We start from the raw sequence: 20435 nt of genomic DNA, 5'->3' as shown, positions 1-20435 counted from the left end.
ATACAAATATATTCATTTTTTATTTAATTCATTCTATTTTTATTGAAGTTTACAATTTTTTCTAGGTAATATTTCTGCAACTCTAAATCACCTAATCTAGAAGCCTCCCGTAACTTATGATTAAGCGATTCAATCGTTTCTTCATTTCTATTTGTTAAAAGTGTGTTTAAATAATCATCGATTTCATGTTCATAGGGTTCTTCATTTATCATATAGTTATCCAATGATATAAATGCTTCTTTAATTTCATTTGAATCGATATATTGTAAAACATCACTAATATTAAACGTATCATTCTCAGAATAAAACTCATGTAAAACATTAAATATACGCTTAAAATACTGATTTGTAAAGTCTTCTGATTGAAGTAATTTATGATAATTCAAGAAAATATCCTTATCATTCATAAAGTGTTTTAATAAAGCACGCTCTGCCTTTTCTTGTTTATTTAAATTAGTGAATTGTGGCACACTAGGAAATTGATATGACTGTGGTTGATAATAATCTTCACGTTGTCCTACTTCAATATTTAAACTGTCCATGCTTACTTTAAACAATTCTGACACGTCTTGCAATATTTTTTTACGTAAAATTGAGGACTTCATTAATGAAATGTCATTCGTGATTTCTTTTAAATATCTTTCATATGCCAAATCATTATTTTCAATTTCTTCTTGATGCATGTGCACTTTATAAAGAATGAATGACTTTTTTTCATGTTCAACAAAATAATTAAACGCATCTGCACCGTGTTTTCCAATATACTCATCTGGATCCATGTTTTTCGGAAGTTGTACTACAAATACATTAAAACCTTGTTGTAACAATATTTGACCAGATTTTAAAGTGGCCTCACTACCAGCAAAATCCCCGTCAAACATCAGCGTCACATTTGAAGTGAGTTTTTTCATAAATGCGATATGTTCTTGTGAAATCTGTGTTCCCATACTTGCTACGACTTGATGTAATCCTGCATAATCGGCTTTTATCACATCCATAAAACCTTCGAGTAGAATAATTTCATCATTTTTTCGAATCGCTTTTCTGGCTTGATCAACGTTATATAATAATCTTCTTTTTTGAAATATCGGTGTTTCAGGACTGTTAAGATATTTTGGCTCTTGATTTGTATATGTTCTCCCTGAATAACCAACAGTTCGCCCTTGTGCATTTGTTAATGGGAACATAATTCTATCTCTGAAACGATCATAATAGCTGAAATTTTCTTCGTTTCTAGACAATAAACCCGCTTCATATGCTAGTTGAATATCATAACCTTTCTTCTGTAAAAAGTCATGACAAAAATTTGCATTTTTAGGCGCATACCCTATTTTCCGACTATCTATGAGTTCATCAGTAAAGCCACGCTCTTTTAAATAATTTAACGCTGCTTCACCTTCAACAGTTTTCTTTAAGGCGTAATGATAATAATCTTGCATTAATTCATGCATTTCAATCATTTGCAAATCTTCAGAAGCAATTTGATGATTAGGATGTTGATCTGACGCTGTCTGAGGCGTTTCAACTTCAATATTTACACGTTCACCTAATAATTTTACTGCTTCAGTAAAAGAAACGTCTTTAATTTCTTGAGTAAATTGAAAGACGTTCCCTCCTTTTTTGCAACCAAAGCAATGGCAAATTTGTTTATCTTCAGAAACAGTAAATGATGGGGTTTTTTCATCATGAAAAGGACACAACCCAATGTAATTGCGTCCTCTTTTTTCTAATTTAACATATTCACTTACTAAATCGAGAATATCCGTTTTCTCTTTAATTTCATTAATTGTTGCTTGTTCAATTCGCAAAATTATCACCTATTAGACAGTAGTTATCATATTATAATAGAATTTCTTATTTTAAGAAACTATTTTGCTCAATGATACTAATAATATCATTTGCAGTTTCTTCAATTGCTTTATCAGTAACGTCTATCACAGGGCAGCCAATCTTTTCAACTAATTCATTAAAGTAATTTAGTTCTTCTACAATACGTTGCTCTGTAGCATATCTTGCACTATCTCCTAAGCCCAATTGTTTTAATCTTTCTTTTCTGATGCGATTTAATTTGTCTTCACTTATCTTTAATGCAATGCATTTTGAAGTGTCAACGTTAAATAAATTATCTGGTGGTGTTACTTCTGGCACAATTGGGATATTCATCACTTTATAACTTTTATGTGCAAGATATTGTGACAGAGGCGTTTTTGAAGTTCTAGATATGCCTAATAGAACAATGTCAGCTTTATCTAAACCTTTTGGATCTTTACCATCATCATATTTTACTGCAAATTCTATAGCATCAATCTTTTTAAAATATGCTTCATCTAATTGATGCACAAGTCCTGGTTCAAAATAAGGTTGTTCATCAATTTTATCTAATAATATATTCATCAGTGGACCCATAATGTCTACAGACTTAATTTGAAATTCTTTTATTTTCGCTTCCATATACTTTCTTATTTCTGGCTTCACTAATGTATAAACAACTATCGCTTCAGTGTCTTTTGCAACTGAGATTACTTCATCTACATTTTCTAAAGCTTCAATATACGGATACCTACTTATTTCACTTTCACATTGATTTGGGTTGAATTGTGAAATGCAAGCTCTTGCTACAAGTTCAGCAGTTTCACCTACTGAGTCAGAAGCAACAATAATTTTAATATTTTCCATTTAATACATACCACCTATTCATTTAGTAAAGAGACAAATATTTTTGTAATTGTTGTTTTAGATATACGGCCCTTAACTTCATATTTTCCATTTTCTTTTTTAATCACAATTGGTAAAGAATCTATTTCTTTTTCAATCATTAGATTTGCAGCAAATATTACACGCTCGTCTTCAAGTACAAAGCTTAAATTAGGCATACGTGTCATTATAATATTAACAGGCATCGTATGTATATCCTTACCTATCATTGACGCACGTAATAAATCCTTTCGAGAACAAACGCCTATAAAATCTCCTTCATTATTTATAACAAACAACGTACTAACATCCTCTAGAAATATTGTACAAATTGCATCATAAACAGACATTTCGTTTTTTACTACTACAGGGTGTGATGCGTAATCTTTAACAATATATTGTTTTAATTGATCAGCAATTAATTTATTTTTTGGCTTTCCAGAATAGTAGTAGCCTACACGTGGACGAGCTTCTAAAATACCAGACATTGTGAGTATTGCTAAATCTGGTCTCAAGGTCGCTCTAGTAAGACTAAGATGTTCTGCTATATGTTCACCAGTAATAGGTCCATTATTTTTGACAATATCAACAATTTGTTGTTGTCTTTTACTCAGTTCTATAAGACTTCACCCCTTTACTCATTACATTTAATTATACATTGAATTATAAATTGCTACAAATACATATATTTACTTGCTAATAATCAACCAATACATTAAAATTGTATTTAAAGCGAGTTAAGGGTGGTGAAAGCTTAACAAAACAATTGGCTACAATTTCAAATGAAGTTTCAAAAGCGAGTGTACACACTAAATTGGGTGGAACCGCGGGTTATTAAAAATTTATTAAAAACACATAAATTATATGTGATTAAAATTAATTAACTCGTCCCAAGACAATGATTAAGTTTTTTTGGCTTTTTCTTTGTCTTGGGGCGTTTTTTATGTTAAAAGGAGTGGTTTTTTTGGCAAAAGATATGGAAACAATCGTTCAGTTAGCAAAACATAGAGGTTTTGTATTCCCTGGTAGTGACATTTATGGTGGATTATCAAATACATGGGACTATGGTCCATTAGGTGTTGAATTAAAAAACAATATTAAAAAAGCCTGGTGGCAAAAATTTATCACGCAATCTCCATATAACGTTGGGATCGATGCAGCAATTTTAATGAACCCAAAAACATGGGAAGCGTCTGGGCATTTAGGTAACTTTAATGATCCAATGATAGACAATAAAGACAGTAAAATTCGTTATCGTGCAGATAAAATAATAGAAGACTATATGGCAAATGAAAAAGGCGATGAAAATTTCGTTGCTGATGGTCTAAGTTTCGATGAAATGAAACGTATTATTGATGAAGAAGGTATTGTTTGTCCAGTAAGTGGCACTGCTAATTGGACAGATATTCGTCAATTTAATTTGATGTTCAAAACATTCCAAGGTGTTACGGAAGATTCAACAAATGAAATTTTCTTACGTCCTGAAACTGCACAAGGTATTTTCGTCAATTACAAAAATGTTCAACGTACAATGCGTAAAAAATTGCCATTCGGAATTGGCCAAATTGGTAAGTCATTCCGTAATGAAATTACACCTGGTAACTTCATCTTTAGAACACGTGAATTTGAACAGATGGAATTAGAATTCTTCTGTAAGCCTGGTGAAGAAATAGAGTGGCAAAATTATTGGAAAACTTTTGCAAGCCAATGGTTAAAAGATTTGAATTTAAGTGAATCTGCAACGCGCTTACGTGACCATGATGCAGACGAGTTATCACATTACTCAAATGCAACAACTGATATAGAATATCGTTTCCCATTTGGTTGGGGAGAATTATGGGGTATTGCAAGTAGAACAGATTATGATTTAAAACAACATAGTGAACATTCTGGTGAAGATTTCCAATATCATGACCAAGAAACTGGTGAAAAATACCTACCATATTGTATCGAACCTTCACTTGGTGCGGATCGAGTTACTTTAGCATTCCTTTGTGATGCATATGCAGAAGAAGGTGTTGAAGGTAGTAAAGATTCAAGAACTGTATTACACTTCCATCCTGCATTAGCACCATATAAAGCTGCTGTTTTACCATTAAGTAAAAAATTATCTGGTGATGCAATTAAAATATTTGAACAGTTAAGCACAAACTTTGCAATTGATTTTGATGAATCACAATCAATTGGTAAACGTTACCGTCGTCAAGACGAAATCGGCACACCATACTGTATAACATTTGATTTCGATTCACTAGAAGACCAGCAAGTAACGGTACGAGACAGAGATACGATGGAACAAGTACGTATGCCGATTGCTGAATTAGAAAGTTTCTTAACAGAAAAAGTTAAATTTTAATTTCAATATATCTATCGACCCTTAAAAGTGGTCGAACTAAATGAAAAACGTCAATTTCTATACAATTTATAGAAATTGACGTTTTTATTTTTTATAAAATTTAATGATTGATTGAACTTGACCCTATTTATAGAATTAATTTGAATTATCTAATCTTTGTAATTGATTAATAAGTTTTTGGCTTTTGAAATACATGCCAGCATATTCACTATATAACATTATCATCAATTGCGACATCTCATCAACGATATCTTGATGAATACTTAAAGCGCTCATTTTACTTATCGGTAAGTTTTGTAACACATCTAATAAATAAAGTGTTCTATTGGACAGTAGCAACGCATTTGGATCTTGTTGATTTGCATGATTTGAAATTGCACCATCAAATTTAAAACTATAGCCAATGAGCTTAGATTGGTCGTCATCACCAGTGACAACGCAATGATTAAATATTGCGCTGAAGCCAAACTTTGACATTGATTTAATCAATACGATGACTGACATCAATTGAGCGGATACACCACTTTTAATTTTAGCTAATACAAAGTGTAATAACTCGTAACTAAATTGCGACAGTTCATCATTTTCAATGGATCGATCTATCGTTTCAGTACATAAACTAGCGTAACTACTCTCATAAATATCTAATCGCAAATGGTAATTTTGGTCGATGACATCTACAGAACTTAAAGTTCCCATGCCTTTCCATTTGGAATAAATAAACAAGCCATACACAAATAGTTGCGTATTAGCTTGCAAACCACTCTTACTCTTTTTGGCGCGTCGAACCATAAGTGGAATTTTTGCACCATATTCATTTAAAATTGTGATGATTTTATCGGATTCGCCATAATCAATTGTTTTAATAATAATACCCTTTTGTTTGATTAACATTTTAGCTCACCGACTCTCAAATTAATCTCGATCTTCTAAATATCCCATTTGACGAATAAAGTTAACTTTGTTTCGCCAATCTTTTTGAACTTTTACCCATAATTCTAAATACACTTTAGAGCCTAATAACCCTTCAATATCTTGGCGTGCCCTTTTCCCAACTTCTTTGAGTTTTTTGCCACCTTTACCTATAACTATCCCTTTTTGTGAATCGCGCTCCACAAAAATAGTAGCTTCTATTCTCACTCGATCTTCATCTTCTTTAATCATTCGATCAACATTGACTCCAATCGCATGTGGAATTTCTTCATTTGTAAGATGTAATATTTTCTCGCGGATAAGTTCACTCACTACAAACTGTTCAGGGTGATCGGAAATTTGGTCATCCGGGTAGTATTTGGGCCCTTCTGGTAAATAAGATTTAATAACATTGATAAAATGCTCAACATTTAATCCTTCTAATGCAGATATAGGAACAATTTCAGTGAAATTCATATATTTTTTATATTTTTCTATTCTTGGCATAAGTTCATCTGGATGTACTAAGTCAATCTTATTTAACACTAAAAATACTGGTGTTTTAACTGATTTTAACATTTCCATAATGTATTCATCACCACGACCAATATCTTCATTAACATTGACCATAAACATAATAGCATCAATTTCCGATAACGTGTTAGTCGCCACACGCATCATATAATCGCCTAATTTATGTTTAGGTTTGTGTATACCTGGCGTATCTAAAAATATAATTTGTGCATCTTCTTGAGTCATTACACCTTGAATTTTATTTCTTGTCGTTTGTGCTTTATCAGACATAATAGCAATTTTATGTCCGATGACGCGATTTACAAAGGTAGATTTACCTACATTAGGTCTACCAATAATTGTTACAAATCCTGATTTATGTGCTGTCATTAGTTTAAATCCTTTCCAGAAAATCCTAGAGGTAACAAATCACTAACTGTAGATTGTATCATGTCACCCTTATGATTGGTCATATATACAGGCATTTCATCATCACAAAGCTCTTTTAACACTTGTCTACAAGAACCACAAGGCGAAGAAGGTGATTCTGCATCAACGGTTACAGTAATCGATTCGAAATCGCCTGGTCGGTATCCATCAGCAATAGCTGCAACAAGGCTTGACCTTTCTGCACAAATACCTAATGGATAAGCGGCATTTTCTACATTTGCACCGTGATATGTTTTACCATCTTTTGTAATTAAATATGCACCTACTTTAAATTTACTGTATGGTGCATAAGCATTACTTTGTGCTTTTCTTACTTCTTTAAAATAATCAGGTTGGTATGCCATAATTTAACACTCCTATTCAATTTTTAATTTTGTATTGTTATTTCAAACTAACTGCTGCTTAGTATATAGATAGATTAAAAATCGTATTGTTTATTTTATAAAATATGGTAAAAAAACGATAAGTCCAATTGCCAACGCAATTATTGAAGCAAGCATAACACTAGCAGCTGCTGTATCTTTAGCTTTCTTTGCAAAGTCATGATATTCACCTGTAATCAAATCCACTACATATTCAAGTGCTGTATTTATGGCTTCAAATGTTAACACGAATCCTATAGCAATGAGGATTAAAATCCATTCAACTGTATTTATTTTTAAATAAATACTAAGAAAAATTGCAATAACTGCAAAAATAATATGGATTAAAAACTTTTTATCTTTACTAAAGAGGACCAGTAAACCTTGAAAAGCATATTTAAAACGTTTCATAGCTACCTCTAATCTCTTGGCAACCCGTAGGCATTTAAAATTTCATCTTGACGACCAAACATTTCTTTTTCATCCGCTTCATCCATGTGATCATAGCCTAATAAATGTAAAAAACCATGAAGGGCAAGGAAGCCAAGTTCTCTTTCAAACGAATGTCCATATGCATCTGCCTGTGATTGAGCAACTTCAGTGCATATGATAATATCTCCGAGTACTCTAGGTATGTCTAAACCACTAATTTCGGGTTCATCTTCTTCTAAAGCAAAGGATATTACATCTGTTACTTTGTCTTTATCTCGATACATTTTATTAATTTGTTGAATTTCTGCTTTGTCTACAAATGTCACAGATAATTCAGCATCGTTATCTATTCCTTCTTGTTCTTTTGCAAAAGTAAGAAGATCGTCTATTTGCTTAAACCAGTTGTTATCAACTAATTCAGTATGATCATTAAAATCTATTGTAAACATTTACTCTTCTCCCTCATAACGATCAATTATTTTACTTACAAGTGGATGACGAACAACGTCGTTTTGGTCTAAATGATGGATACTTAGACCTTTAACATTGTGTAACTTTGCTATTGCTTCTTTAAGCCCACTTTTAACACCTTTAGGTAAGTCAATTTGTGTCTTATCACCAGTTACAACCATTTTCGAACCAAAACCTAACCTTGTTAAGAACATTTTCATCTGAGCATGCGTAGTGTTTTGCGCTTCATCTAAAATAACAAATGCATCATCAAGTGTTCTCCCTCTCATATATGCTAATGGTGCTATTTCTATAACGCCACGCTCGATAAATCTAGCAGTTTGTTCTCTTCCTAAAACAGTATTTAAACCATCATATAACGGGCGCAAATAAGGATCTACTTTCTCCTTCAAATCACCAGGTAAAAATCCTAATGATTCACCAGCTTCTACTGCAGGTCTTGTCAACACGATACGTTTAACATTACCTTTCCGCAGTTGCTTAGCGGCATAAACGACGGCTAAAAATGTTTTCCCTGTACCTGCTGGTCCAACGCCAAATACCAAGTCATTATGATACATAGCATTAACATAAAGTCTTTGTCCCATAGTTTTAGCCCGTATTGTTTTACCAAACGCGTCTTTAGTAATTTCGTCATCATATAAATCTAATAAGTAATGAATCGTACCATTTTTTGCCATTTTAACAGCGGCTTCTACATCCTTGAGCGATATAGTTACGCCTTGCTGTATTACTTTTAATAAATTAATCAGTACTGATTCTGCTTGTTCTACATGCTCAATTTTTTCACCTTTTACGGCTATTTCTTGTCCTCGAGCATGTATTATGACATCAAATCCTTCTTCAATTGATTTAAGATTTTCATCATTATTACCAATGAGTGCTTGTGCTTCATTGATGTCATCTATTTGAATAATTCCAGGCATATAGTTGCTCCTTTACAAATATATTCGTTTCTATTATTTTATCCTATTAGATTTTAAGTTACAAAAATAATTATGATGCATGATATGAAATAACCATTATTATAAAATTAACAATTTGAATAAATCATACTGCAACTTCAATGTTATTATATCATGAAATATTCTCATATTATTTCAAAGTGAATTAAAAATTAACATAAATTGTTATTTTTATGTAAACCAAGCATTAAGAAAGTATAGTATAAAAATTAACGATCATTATATATTTTGAAATTAAAAATAACTCAACTTACAAAGTCAAAAATCTAACTTTATAAGTTGAGTTTAAATAAATTTATAATTTTTTTGGTCTTTCTAAAACTTCAGACCAAATAATACCATTAACAACTTCATCATCAGCAAATCTATATTGAGCATTTGTGCCAGAGCTTTGAACAGAATGCGCATTCATTAACTGTTTTAAACGATAACGCTTAGTTCTCTCTGATAAATATTTATCAGAAATGATTTCTCGTGCTTTTTTCTCAGTTCTTTGTATTTTTTTCTCAGTTTCACGATCGATTTCATTACGTACGTCTTCCATTTTGCCCATTAAATCAGCTTCAAGCTCTTTTTGAAGTGTATCATCTTGTTGCTTTTGCTCACGTTTTACTTTTTCAGCTTCGGTTTCATTATGTTTAGGAACCGTTGATGTTTCTTGTTGAGGCATCTCAGTTTCCATCTTTTCAGCTCGTGTTTCAGCAGGTTTATTCTGCTTTGGTGTATGTTCTTCCTGAGTAAAAGGACCATCATTAAATTGTTTTTCTAACTCAGAAAATGTTTTTCCAACTTCTTCAAGGAAACCACGTTTTTTTGGTGGTGTTTCAGACTGATTCGGCTGTTTATTAGCTGGCGGTTGTTGTTTTTTTCGCTTTTTATGACTATCATCGTTAATAGCACCAATTATCGTAAAAATGACAGATACTACAAAGATAATAATACCTATATTCATTTAATCACCCCTATTTATTATTCCGGTGATTCATCATCTTCTTTTTTTGTACGTTGGTTAATAGAATTTCTCATACCAGTATCTGCTTCAACATTTTTCAGATTATAATAATCTTTCACTCCAAGATTTCCTGAACGTAATGCTTCAGCCATAGCTAGTGGAACTTCTGCTTCCGCTTCAACAACTTTAGAGCGCATTTCTTGTACTTTTGCTTTCATTTCTTGTTCTTGTGCTACTGCCATTGCACGGCGTTCTTCGGCTTTTGCTTGTGCGATATTTTTATCAGCAAGCGCTTGTTCAGTTTGTAAATCTGCACCAATGTTCTTGCTAATGTCTACGTCTGCAATATCGATTGATAAAATTTCAAAAGCTGTACCTGAATCTAAACCTTTACTTAAAACTGTTTTAGAAATATTATCAGGATTTTCAAGCACTTGTGTGTGATGTTCACTAGAACCAATTGTAGAAACAATACCTTCACCAACACGTGCAATAATCGTTTCTTCTCCAGCACCACCAACTAATCTTGCAATATTCGCACGTACTGTGATTCTTGCTTTTGCTTTAACTTCGATACCATTCATTGCAACACCGGCAATAAATGGTGTCTCAATTACTTTTGGATTTACAGACATTTGAACTGCTTCTAACACGTCACGTCCTGCTAAGTCAATAGCTGCACCACGTTCAAAAGGTAAATTAATATCAGCTCTTTGTGCAGCGATATTTGCATCAACAACACGGTCAACATTACCACCTGCTAAATAATGTGATTCAAGTTGGTTCGTTGTCAAGTTTAGCCCTGCTTTATGAGCTTTAATTAAAGGTGATATTACTTTACGTGGAGAAACTCTACGTAATCTCATACCTACTAGGGTACCAATGCCTACTTTTACACCCGCTGCGATTGCTGAAATCCACAATCCAACAGGTACAAATGAAAATAATAACAATAATGCAATTACGACTATAACTGCTATAATTAAAATTCCAATCATACTCATTCTCCTTTATGTTTCTATTTCTCTCACAACAACTCGAGTACCTTCAACTTCCAGAATAGTAACTTGTTTGTTCCGTAATATAAAAGAACCATCTGAAACTGCATCGATACGTTCATTGTTATAAATAATAATTCCTGCTGGTCTCAAATCTGTAGATGTAGTTGCAACTTCTCCAACTAAATGAGAGCGATCTTCATGTGACGTATAACCTGCTTCTGCATTTGTAGAATCCTTCAATACAACTTTATCTAAAAACGGTATTTTACGTTTGAAAAATTTCACAAGTATCACCCACTCTATGATTGATAATATTAAGGCTACGACAACATTAGCAATCATGTACACTAGATTATCACCTAAAGTAACAATACTGAAAACGATTAACGCCATACCTATAATGCCAATAATTGCACCCACTACAAATAATTCAATGATAACGAATATCACACCAATGGCGAATAAAACAACAGAATAAAAGTTGACATCCCCTTTTACAAAAAATCCTAAAAAGAAAATGAATAATGCTAATGTTGATATAATTCCGACAATATTTATTCTATTTGAATATAACTGGTACAAAAAACCTAAGAAGATAATACAAGTTAATATCAAAGCACCTATTGGACTAACAATAAAGTTAGAAACATTGTCTATCCAGTTTCCGTTTTCAACAAGTTTGGTTGAAAAGATAGTATGTATACTGCTCATCGAAGGAATCACTTTATCACCTCACTCTCAATTTAATTATACATGAAATAAATATATGATTATACCGTTTACACAATAAAAATCGTAATATTATTCATTTATTATTAAATGATATTCCCAGAAAAATAATCAATTTCAACCAGCTACACGAGATGTACGACATTAATACTTGATTAACGTGAATATGGTAATTTTTAAACTAAGTACAAGATTTTCTAATGCTTATGAAAATCATAAATAGGAATATATAGTGTAGTTCATTTATCTACATTAATAAATAAAAATAGCCTTAGCTGTATGAACAACTAAGGCTATTATGGTTTATAATTAATGTTGGTGTTGAGGGAGTCAACGAAACAATTAATTATTTGAATTTACGTTTACGTGCAGCTTCTGATTTCTTTTTACGTTTAACGCTAGGTTTTTCGTAAAATTCACGTTTACGTACTTCTTGAATTGTACCGCTTTTAGAAACTGTACGTTTGAAACGACGTAACGCATCTTCAAGTGATTCGTTCTTTTTGACTACTGTTTTAGACATGTGTATTTCCCTCCCTCCAAATATCAACGAAACTTTATAATCATTACACGGTAATTACCATGTATTAATTAGTATAATATATCTGATTAATGTGGTCAATTAGTAAAATTTTAATTTCATGATTCATTTTACACCATATAGAGGTGTTTGCATTGAATCATTATCAATTAAATTTTATACAGTAACAGAATGTTCTGTTGTATTGGTAGCATGATGTACCACTCTTAGTAATTCACCTTGATTGATTGGGTAATCAGGTTGAGTGATTTTTACCTTTACGAGTTCACCGATTAGAGATTCATCGCCAGCGAATTGAACTTTCATATAATTATCAGCAAAACCTATTAATGTCCCTGGCTCACTGCCAACTTCTTCTGGAATAACTTCAAGTACTTCTTGATCAAATTTTGATGCATACGTCTTAGCAAGCTGATCGCTTAAATGAATTAAGCGATGTACACGTTCATTTTTAATATTTTCATCAACTTGGTCGTCCATTCTAGCAGCTGGTGTGCCAATTCTTGAAGAATAAGGAAATACATGTAATTCTGAAAATTTGTGTTCAACAATAAAATCATATGTTTCTTGGAATTCTTCTTCAGTTTCACCTGGGAAACCAACAATGACATCACTTGTGACTGCTAATCCAGGTAGTGCTTCATGTAAACGAGTCAATCGCTCTGAAAAATGAGCCATAGTATATTTTCTTCTCATTCTCTTCAACACTGAATCAGACCCAGATTGTAATGGGATATGAAGATGACGTACAACTTTGTTTGATTGCTCAATTACACTAATAACTTCATCTGTTAATTGACTTGCTTCAATCGAAGAAATTCTAATACGCTCTAAGCCATCTACAGTTTCTAAGTCACGTAATAATTGTGCTAAATTATAATTTTTTAAATCCTGACCATATCCACCTGTATGAATACCAGTTAAAACAATTTCTTTATACCCTGAATTTACAAGTGTAGTTGCTTGTTCTATCACTTTTTCGGGGTCTCTAGATCGCATTAAGCCACGAGCCCAAGGAATAATACAGAAAGTACAAAAATTATTGCACCCTTCTTGTATCTTCAACGAGGCTCTTGTTCTATCTGTAAAGTATGGAACTTCTAATTCTTCATATGTACGATTTTTCATGATGTTTCCCACACCATTAATTGGTTGTCTTTCTTTTTTAAACTCATTGATATAACCGATTAACTTCGTCCGATCTTGAGTGCCGACCACAATATCTACGCCAGGTATTTCCATAATTTCAGCAGGAGATGTCTGTGCATAACAACCAGTTACACATACCACTGCCTCTGGATTTTGTCTTATAGCACGTCTAATGACTTGTCTGCTTTTTTTATCACCTGTATTAGTTACCGTACACGTATTAATAACAAATACATCAGCATTTGTTTCAAAATCAACACGATCGTAATCTGCTTCTTTAAATAATTGCCAAATTGCTTCTGTTTCATAATGATTCACTTTACATCCTAATGTATGAAATGCAACTGTTGACATAAATATCACCCCAATAAGTCTTTTTGAAAGCTTACAGCACTTAAAGTATATAGCGGTGCAGTTTCAGCTCTTAATATCCTAGGCCCTAGACCAACTTGGTATGCTGAACTACCAAATAACTTAATTTCTGATTCAGACAAGCCACCTTCAGGCCCAAAAATGATTAACACACGATCACCAGGTTCAAATTTTTGAACAACTGCCTTAAAAGTACTTTTTTCCCCACACTTAGCAGATTCTTCATAAGCAATCAATACATAATCATATTCATTTATAATATCATAAATTTCTTTTAAATTCGACTTATACTCTATTTCTGGAATAATTAGCCTATAACTTTGTTCAGCTGCTTCTTTTATAATTTTTTGCCAACGTTCTAACTTTTTGATAACTTTATTTTCATTTAGTTTTACAACGGATCTTTGCATACCAACAGCGATAAATTGACTTGCACCTAACTCCGTGGATTTTTGTATCATCCATTCATACTTATCCGCTTTAATTAACCCACTACAAATTGTTATATGTTGTGGTAATTCAGAATCGATATCTATTTTTTCTATTAAAGTAATTTCAATTTGCGCCATAGTCATATTTTCGATTTTACATTTATAAACGCTCTGATCTGAAAAAGTAATAATAATTTGGTCACCAATTTGATATCGCATTACCTTTGTAATATGATGTATATCATTTTGATCTGTAATAAAAAAACGCTGATTTATATCAGCGTTTTGGTCAATAAAATATCTCTGCATTGCTTAATCGCTCACTTTCTGTCCAACGATACATACCCAACCGTTTTCATGATTAATAGAAATGATTTTAAACCCTACACGCTTCATCTGTCCTAAAATTGTTTCGTGTTTCTCTGTGATAATACCAGAAGTTATAAAATAACCATCTTTATTTAACGTATTATAAGCATCTTCAATCATTTCTTCAATAATATGAGCTAAAATATTTGCAATAACGACATCAAACTTTTCAGTTTCTTCTGTAAGTAAATTGCCTGGCTCAGCCTCAATAGCTTTAACACAATTGTTTTTTTCAAAGTTTTCTTTCGCAACTTTAATGGCCATTTCATCTACATCAATCGCTTTTATGCGTTCTACTCCTAATAAATATGATGCAATGCTAAGTATGCCTGAACCTGTACCAACATCAATCACTGAATCATCTGGTTTCACGAAAGTTTCAATAGCTTTCAAGCACATACTTGTCGTTGGATGATCACCTGTACCAAAGGCCATACCTGGATCCAACTCAATACACATTTCATTTTCGTCTTCTTTTTGATATGTTTCCCAACTTGGAACAATTGTAAATTTAGCAGACGCTCTAAACGGATGAAAATAGTTTTTCCATTCATTTTCCCAATCATGTTCTTGAATTGTTTGTTGTTGATATTCAAATATTTTTGCATCCAAAGATTCGATATTTTTAATTTTTTGAATCAGATCATTTTTAAAATCCTGAGTATATTTTATTTCATTAAAATATGCTTTAACTCTTACACCATTAACTGGGTAATCATCAGGATTTAGTTCATAAATTTCACCAAATTTATCAGCAAAATCATTTCGAAGATCTAATGAATCTTCGATAACAACTCCGTTTGATCCAAATTCTTCTAAAATATTAGAAATAATTGGTATGGCATCATGATTTGCAGTGATTGATATTTCAGTCCAGTTCATATTTTATTCTCCCTTAAAGAATCTTTTTGCTTTATCCTTAAAATTTGACGGTTGCTCAGTTAATGATTCACCATCAATTTCAGCAAATTCTCTTAACAATTCTTTTTGACGTTCATTTATCTTAGTAGGTGTGACAACTTTCACGTTGATAAATAAATCACCATAGCCATAGCCATGAACATTTTTTACACCTTTTTCTTTAAGACGGAATTGTTTTCCTGATTGTGTTCCGCCAGGAATTGTTAATATAACATGACCTTTTAAAGTTGGGACTTTAATTTCATCACCAAGTGTTGCTTGAGCGATGCTGATATCTTGTGAAAAGTAAATATCGTCGCCGTCCCTTTCGAATGTTTCAGAAGGTTTAACTCTAAATACAACGTATAGATCACCTTGTGGTCCACCATTTTCTCCTGGCGCGCCTTCACCTGCTAATCTTATTTGTTGTTCATTATCTACACCTTCTGGCACTGTAACATTAATTTTAACTGTTTTGTTTTCAGTTCCTTTACCGTGACATGTCGGACAAGGTTCTTCAAATTCTTGACCAGAACCACTACATACTGGACAAACTTTTTCAGTTCTAACTCTACCTAATATTGTATTCTGTTCTACAGCAACATGTCCTGAACCATTACAGTAATGACACGTTTTTTTCTTAGTCCCCGGTTTTGCACCTTCACCATCACAAGTATGACAAGTTACATCTTTGCGTATTGAAATCTCTTTGCTTGTACCGAATACAGCTTCTTCAAAAGTAACAGTCATTGTATATTGTAGGTCATCACCTTTTCTAGGTGCATTTGGATCTCTTTGACGTCCACCACCGAAGAATGAACTGAATATATCTTCGAAACCGCCGCCGAAACCGCTAAAGTCTTGACCACCAAATCCTTGGCCGCCAAATCCACCTTGTGGCCCATCATGACCAAATTGATCATAGTTTGCACGCTTGTTTTCATCACTTAACGTTTCATATGCTTCTGAAATTTCCTTGAACTTTTCGTCTGCACCTTCTTCTTTATTGATGTCAGGATGATATTTTTTTGATAATTTACGGTAAGCCTTTTTTATTTCATCTTTAGAGGCATCTTTACTAACACCTAAGATATCATAATAATCTCTTTTGGCCACTTTTATCTCTCCTTTTACGTTTGATTAAATTACTTATTAAAAAGGAAAAAGTCAAAGCCAATGTTCAATTGACTTTGACTTAATTTGGCTAAGCAATTGTGTCATATTCTGCTTTCAATAGCAATTAATAACTAAACTTATTTTTTGTCGTCTTTGTTATCATCATCATTTACTTCTGTGAAATCAGCATCTTCAACATTGCTATCATCTGAACCACTTGCTTGTTCACCTTGTGCTTGTTGTTGTGCTTGAGCAGCTTGCTCGTAAACTTTAGCAGATAAGTCTTGAACTACTTTTTCTAGTTCTTCTTTTTTAGCTTTAATGTCATCAATATCTTCGCCTTCAAGCGCAGATTTTAAAGCTTCTTTTTTCTCTTCTGCATTATTTTTATCATCTTCACTGATGTTTTCACCTAAATCAGTAATTGTTTTTTCAACTTGGAATACTAAGCTATCTGCTTCGTTTCTTAAATCACTTTCTTCACGACGTTGTTTATCTGCTTCAGCATTTTCTTCAGCATCTTTCACCATACGATCGATTTCATCATCAGAAAGTGAAGAACTTGATTGAATAGTAATATTTTGTTCTTTATTTGTACCTAAATCTTTTGCAGTAACATTAACGATACCATTTTTATCGATATCAAAAGTTACTTCGATTTGTGGTACACCACGTGGAGCTGGTGGAATATCAGTTAATTGGAATCTGCCAAGTGTTTTGTTGTCAGAAGCCATTGGACGTTCACCTTGTAATACGTGAATATCAACTGCTGGTTGATTATCTGCAGCCGTTGAATAAACTTGTGATTTAGATGTAGGGATAGTAGTATTTCTTTCAATCAATGTATTCATACGTCCACCCATTATTTCAATACCTAATGAAAGAGGTGTTACGTCTAATAATACTACATCTTTAACATCACCAGTGATAACGCCACCTTGGATAGCAGCACCCATTGCTACTACTTCGTCTGGGTTAACACCTTTGTGAGGATCTTTACCTACTTCTTTTTTCACAGCGTCTTGAACTGCAGGAATTCTTGTTGAACCACCAACTAAAATAACTTCATCGATATCAGAACTACTGATACCTGCATCTTTCATAGCTTGGCGAGTTGGTTCCATCGTTCTTCTGATTAATGAATCAGCTAATTCTTCAAATTTTGAACGTGTTAAACTTAATTCTAAGTGTAGTGGACCATTTTCACCTGCAGAAATAAATGGTAATGAGATTTGTGTTTGAGAAACACCTGATAAGTCTTTTTTAGCTTTTTCAGCTGCGTCTTTAAGACGTTGTAATGCCATTTTGTCTTGTGATAAGTCTACGCCATTTTCTTTTTTAAATTCTGCAACTAAATAATCGATAATAACTTGGTCAAAGTCGTCCCCACCTAGTTTATTATCACCTGCAGTTGAAAGTACTTCGAATACACCGTCACCTAATTCAAGGATAGATACGTCGAATGTACCGCCACCTAGGTCAAATACTAAGACTTTTTGGTCTTGTTCTGTTTTATCTAAACCATAAGCTAATGCTGCTGCTGTTGGTTCGTTAATAATACGTTCAACTTCTAAGCCTGCAATTTTACCAGCATCTTTTGTAGCTTGACGTTCACTATCATTAAAATATGCAGGAACAGTGATAACTGCTTTTTCTACTTTTTCACCTAAGTAATCTTCTGCAGTACTCTTAAGGTTTTGTAATACCATCGCAGATATTTCTTGTGGTGTGTATGATTTACCTTCTACGTCTACTTTGTGCTCAGTACCCATGTGACGTTTGATAGATTGAATTGTATTAGGGTTTGTAATTGCTTGACGCTTAGCAACTTCACCTACTTGAGTTTCACCATTTTTAAATGCTACAACAGATGGTGTTGTTCTAGCACCTTCTGGGTTTTGAACAACTTTTGGTTCGTCACCTTCTAAAATTGCTACACATGAATTTGTTGTACCTAAGTCAATACCTATTACTTTACTCATAAATAAATTCCTCCTGTTTGTTTAAAAAATTCGGTATTTTCATCAATAAACTTATTGATTTACTTTAACCATTGAAGGTCTTAAAACACGTTCCTTCAATTTATAACCAGTTTGTAGTTCTTGAGTAACTTGACCTGATTCATAATCAGGATTATCGTCTTGTACTACAGCTTGATGTACATTTGGATCAAACTGTTGACCTTCAGCCTCAATTTTTTCTAAACCGTTATTTTTCAATGCGTTCAACAAGCTTTCATAAACCATTTCTACACCTTTTTGTAATGATTTAAATTGCTCATCTTCGCCTTCAATCTGTAAAGCTCGTTCTATATTATCTATAGTCGGTAAAATGTCATTTAAAACATCTTGAGCTTTATATGCTTTCATCGTTTGATTTTCTTTTTGGATTCTACGCTTATAATTTTCAAATTCAGCATATAATCTTAAATATTTTTCTTCTTGAACATTATTTTTTAATTGTTGAATTTCTTCATCTTTAGGATCGATATCTGCCTCAATATCTTCAGAATTTTCCTCTTGCAGATTATCTTGTGATTCATTAGCTATTTCATCAGTATCTTCAACTGAAGTTGTTTGATTGTTTGGTGTTTCTTGATTGATATCTTCAGTCTTTTCGTTTTCATCGAATACTGATTCATTTTTTTCTGTCATTTTCTGCCCTCCATCCAATACAATTCTTAATTACCAAATCGTATTTAGTAATTGTATTACATTCTGATAATTCATTGCCGTTGGTCCGATAACCGCAATTTGACCTTTAAGTCTATCGTCAATGTGATACTCCGTAGTGACAATAGAAATATCGCTCAAGCTTGATTCGATTTCCTGTCCAATCTTAACATTAATTGATGAATTTGACATTTCATCAAGTAGCTGAGTAATTTTGTTTGATTCAATATACTGCAATATAGGTTGAATAGAAGAAACATTTGATTCGTTTAGTGCATCAATTAGTTTAACCTTTCCACCCATGTAAATGCCATTACTTTGATTATCAAAATGAACATCTATTGTATCTAACATATCCTTTATGAAGTCTTTTTCAAAATCTGACTTTGCAAAGGCATTTAGTTCATTTTCCAAGCGTTGTTGATTTAACGCATTATATTTTGCAGTCACAAAATTAGCTATATTTGTCAATTCATCACTCGATAAACGTGCTTTGGATACTAAATGTAAGTGTTCAACATGGCCAGATGTAAAAACAACGACCATGATTACTAAATATGCATTTGCTCGAATCAAGTGAATGTTATTAATAATATCTTTTTTGTGATTTGGACGCATTACCAACGTTGTATACTGAGAAGCGATTGAAAGTTCATTCGCGAATTCACTCAAGGCTGAGGAAATATCATAATGATTTTCAACCAGTAAATCTCCTAAACGTTGTATTTTTTTGTGTTGTTGATGAGATGTTTGTTGCAATAATTGATTCACATAATATCTGATGCCTGACTCTGATGGAGAACGTCCTGATGAAGTATGTGTTTTTTCTATTAAATGAAGTTCCTCTAGTTGTTTCATTTCGTTTCTGATAGTGGCAGGACTAACATTTAAATTATGTCTTTCAATCAGTGTTTTGGAACCAATTGGTTGACCTAAATCAACATAATCTTCAACAATTGCATTTAAAATGCTCAATTGTCTATCACTAATCATGTTTTCACCTCATTAGCACTCTTTTGTTTCAAGTGCTAATTATAATTTATCAAAT

Annotated in this window: 21 protein-coding genes; 1 reads left to right on the top strand and 20 read right to left on the bottom strand. The window is 32.7% G+C overall.

The window, feature by feature from the left end; genetic code table 11:
• Window positions 1-23 precede the first annotated feature (23 nt).
• The 3 genes from dnaG to FYJ81_RS01440 are packed head-to-tail and all read right to left on the bottom strand — an operon-like array spanning window position 24 to window position 3314.
• Window positions 24-1808, bottom strand: a complete 1785-nt coding sequence (gene dnaG / locus FYJ81_RS01450; protein WP_107505151.1) for a DNA primase — start codon at window positions 1806-1808, stop codon at window positions 24-26.
• A gap of 46 nt (window positions 1809-1854) precedes the next feature.
• Complete coding sequence (locus tag FYJ81_RS01445) at window positions 1855-2676, bottom strand: pyruvate, water dikinase regulatory protein (RefSeq protein ID WP_019469366.1); 822 nt, start codon at window positions 2674-2676, stop codon at window positions 1855-1857.
• 14 nt (window positions 2677-2690) lie between these two features.
• Window positions 2691-3314: a helix-turn-helix transcriptional regulator gene (locus FYJ81_RS01440; RefSeq protein WP_071560292.1), complete on the bottom strand. Its 624-nt coding sequence runs from the start codon at window positions 3312-3314 to the stop codon at window positions 2691-2693.
• Between the two features lie 344 nt (window positions 3315-3658).
• On the opposite strand from FYJ81_RS01440, the gene FYJ81_RS01435 reads away from it, so the two are divergent.
• Window positions 3659-5050 carry a glycine--tRNA ligase gene (locus tag FYJ81_RS01435; RefSeq protein WP_107386637.1) on the top strand — a complete coding sequence of 464 codons (1392 nt, stop codon included), beginning with the start codon at window positions 3659-3661 and terminating at the stop codon, window positions 5048-5050.
• 135 nt (window positions 5051-5185) lie between these two features.
• On the opposite strand, the gene recO is transcribed toward FYJ81_RS01435, so the two are convergent.
• From recO to hrcA, 17 genes are all read right to left on the bottom strand, one after another.
• Window positions 5186-5944, bottom strand: coding sequence for a DNA repair protein RecO (recO, locus tag FYJ81_RS01430; protein ID WP_107385072.1), 759 nt, complete (start codon window positions 5942-5944; stop codon window positions 5186-5188).
• A gap of 21 nt (window positions 5945-5965) precedes the next feature.
• Window positions 5966-6865, bottom strand: coding sequence for a GTPase Era (gene era / locus FYJ81_RS01425; protein ID WP_107385073.1), 900 nt, complete (start codon window positions 6863-6865; stop codon window positions 5966-5968).
• Complete coding sequence (gene cdd / locus FYJ81_RS01420) at window positions 6865-7269, bottom strand: cytidine deaminase (protein ID WP_019469371.1); 405 nt, start codon at window positions 7267-7269, stop codon at window positions 6865-6867. The genes era and cdd overlap by 1 nt, the downstream gene beginning before the upstream one ends.
• Window positions 7270-7359: 90 nt before the next feature.
• Entirely contained in the window at window positions 7360-7698 is a 339-nt protein-coding gene (locus FYJ81_RS01415; RefSeq protein ID WP_107385074.1) for a diacylglycerol kinase family protein, read from the bottom strand.
• Between the two features lie 8 nt (window positions 7699-7706).
• Entirely contained in the window at window positions 7707-8168 is a 462-nt protein-coding gene (gene ybeY, locus FYJ81_RS01410; protein WP_107385075.1) for an rRNA maturation RNase YbeY, read from the bottom strand.
• Window positions 8169-9116 (bottom strand): PhoH family protein, encoded by a 948-nt coding sequence (locus tag FYJ81_RS01405; protein ID WP_107385076.1) that lies wholly within the window; start codon window positions 9114-9116, stop codon window positions 8169-8171.
• 334 nt (window positions 9117-9450) lie between these two features.
• Window positions 9451-10107, bottom strand: coding sequence for a hypothetical protein (locus tag FYJ81_RS01400; RefSeq protein ID WP_107384913.1), 657 nt, complete (start codon window positions 10105-10107; stop codon window positions 9451-9453).
• A gap of 17 nt (window positions 10108-10124) precedes the next feature.
• On the bottom strand, window positions 10125-11111 hold the full coding sequence (gene floA, locus FYJ81_RS01395) for a flotillin-like protein FloA (protein WP_026034799.1): 987 nt from the start codon (window positions 11109-11111) through the stop codon (window positions 10125-10127).
• Window positions 11112-11117: 6 nt separating this feature from the next.
• Window positions 11118-11819, bottom strand: a complete 702-nt coding sequence (locus FYJ81_RS01390; protein ID WP_154409384.1) for an NfeD family protein — start codon at window positions 11817-11819, stop codon at window positions 11118-11120.
• Window positions 11820-12183: 364 nt separating this feature from the next.
• Entirely contained in the window at window positions 12184-12360 is a 177-nt protein-coding gene (gene rpsU / locus FYJ81_RS01385; RefSeq protein ID WP_002483157.1) for a 30S ribosomal protein S21, read from the bottom strand.
• 174 nt (window positions 12361-12534) lie between these two features.
• Entirely contained in the window at window positions 12535-13881 is a 1347-nt protein-coding gene (mtaB, locus tag FYJ81_RS01380) for a tRNA (N(6)-L-threonylcarbamoyladenosine(37)-C(2))-methylthiotransferase MtaB (RefSeq protein ID WP_107384911.1), read from the bottom strand.
• Between the two features lie 5 nt (window positions 13882-13886).
• Window positions 13887-14639 carry a 16S rRNA (uracil(1498)-N(3))-methyltransferase gene (locus FYJ81_RS01375; RefSeq protein WP_107384910.1) on the bottom strand — a complete coding sequence of 251 codons (753 nt, stop codon included), beginning with the start codon at window positions 14637-14639 and terminating at the stop codon, window positions 13887-13889.
• 3 nt (window positions 14640-14642) lie between these two features.
• Window positions 14643-15581, bottom strand: coding sequence for a 50S ribosomal protein L11 methyltransferase (gene prmA / locus FYJ81_RS01370; protein ID WP_107384909.1), 939 nt, complete (start codon window positions 15579-15581; stop codon window positions 14643-14645).
• A 3-nt stretch (window positions 15582-15584) separates the two neighbouring features.
• Window positions 15585-16715 (bottom strand): molecular chaperone DnaJ, encoded by a 1131-nt coding sequence (dnaJ, locus tag FYJ81_RS01365; protein WP_107384908.1) that lies wholly within the window; start codon window positions 16713-16715, stop codon window positions 15585-15587.
• A gap of 137 nt (window positions 16716-16852) precedes the next feature.
• Entirely contained in the window at window positions 16853-18697 is a 1845-nt protein-coding gene (dnaK, locus tag FYJ81_RS01360) for a molecular chaperone DnaK (RefSeq protein ID WP_019469381.1), read from the bottom strand.
• A 51-nt stretch (window positions 18698-18748) separates the two neighbouring features.
• The gene (grpE, locus tag FYJ81_RS01355) at window positions 18749-19369 is read right to left on the bottom strand and encodes a nucleotide exchange factor GrpE (RefSeq protein ID WP_154409229.1); all 621 of its coding nucleotides are present in this window, start codon (window positions 19367-19369) and stop codon (window positions 18749-18751) included.
• Between the two features lie 30 nt (window positions 19370-19399).
• Window positions 19400-20380 (bottom strand): heat-inducible transcriptional repressor HrcA, encoded by a 981-nt coding sequence (gene hrcA / locus FYJ81_RS01350; RefSeq protein ID WP_107384906.1) that lies wholly within the window; start codon window positions 20378-20380, stop codon window positions 19400-19402.
• Window positions 20381-20435: the final 55 nt, after the last annotated feature.

This window comes from Staphylococcus sp. McC-251-APC-3A2 (genome assembly GCF_009695665.1).
Taxonomy (GTDB): Bacteria; Bacillota; Bacilli; order Staphylococcales; family Staphylococcaceae; genus Staphylococcus; species Staphylococcus cohnii.
The sequence above is the reverse complement of the archived record's forward strand: the minus strand, read 5'-3'. Positions and strand labels throughout refer to the sequence as shown.

Coding starts and splice junctions, on each gene's coding strand:
- FYJ81_RS01445 (WP_019469366.1), bottom strand. CDS start 2,676: ATGGAAAATATTAAAATTATTGTTGCTTCTGACTCAGTAGGTGAAACT.
- recO (WP_107385072.1), bottom strand. CDS start 5,944: ATGTTAATCAAACAAAAGGGTATTATTATTAAAACAATTGATTATGGC.
- era (WP_107385073.1), bottom strand. CDS start 6,865: ATGACAGCACATAAATCAGGATTTGTAACAATTATTGGTAGACCTAAT.
- cdd (WP_019469371.1), bottom strand. CDS start 7,269: ATGGCATACCAACCTGATTATTTTAAAGAAGTAAGAAAAGCACAAAGT.
- FYJ81_RS01415 (WP_107385074.1), bottom strand. CDS start 7,698: ATGAAACGTTTTAAATATGCTTTTCAAGGTTTACTGGTCCTCTTTAGT.
- ybeY (WP_107385075.1), bottom strand. CDS start 8,168: ATGTTTACAATAGATTTTAATGATCATACTGAATTAGTTGATAACAAC.
- FYJ81_RS01405 (WP_107385076.1), bottom strand. CDS start 9,116: ATGCCTGGAATTATTCAAATAGATGACATCAATGAAGCACAAGCACTC.
- FYJ81_RS01400 (WP_107384913.1), bottom strand. CDS start 10,107: ATGAATATAGGTATTATTATCTTTGTAGTATCTGTCATTTTTACGATA.
- floA (WP_026034799.1), bottom strand. CDS start 11,111: ATGAGTATGATTGGAATTTTAATTATAGCAGTTATAGTCGTAATTGCA.
- FYJ81_RS01390 (WP_154409384.1), bottom strand. CDS start 11,819: ATGAGCAGTATACATACTATCTTTTCAACCAAACTTGTTGAAAACGGA.
- rpsU (WP_002483157.1), bottom strand. CDS start 12,360: ATGTCTAAAACAGTAGTCAAAAAGAACGAATCACTTGAAGATGCGTTA.
- mtaB (WP_107384911.1), bottom strand. CDS start 13,881: ATGTCAACAGTTGCATTTCATACATTAGGATGTAAAGTGAATCATTAT.
- FYJ81_RS01375 (WP_107384910.1), bottom strand. CDS start 14,639: ATGCAGAGATATTTTATTGACCAAAACGCTGATATAAATCAGCGTTTT.
- prmA (WP_107384909.1), bottom strand. CDS start 15,581: ATGAACTGGACTGAAATATCAATCACTGCAAATCATGATGCCATACCA.
- dnaK (WP_019469381.1), bottom strand. CDS start 18,697: ATGAGTAAAGTAATAGGTATTGACTTAGGTACAACAAATTCATGTGTA.
- grpE (WP_154409229.1), bottom strand. CDS start 19,369: ATGACAGAAAAAAATGAATCAGTATTCGATGAAAACGAAAAGACTGAA.
- hrcA (WP_107384906.1), bottom strand. CDS start 20,380: ATGATTAGTGATAGACAATTGAGCATTTTAAATGCAATTGTTGAAGAT.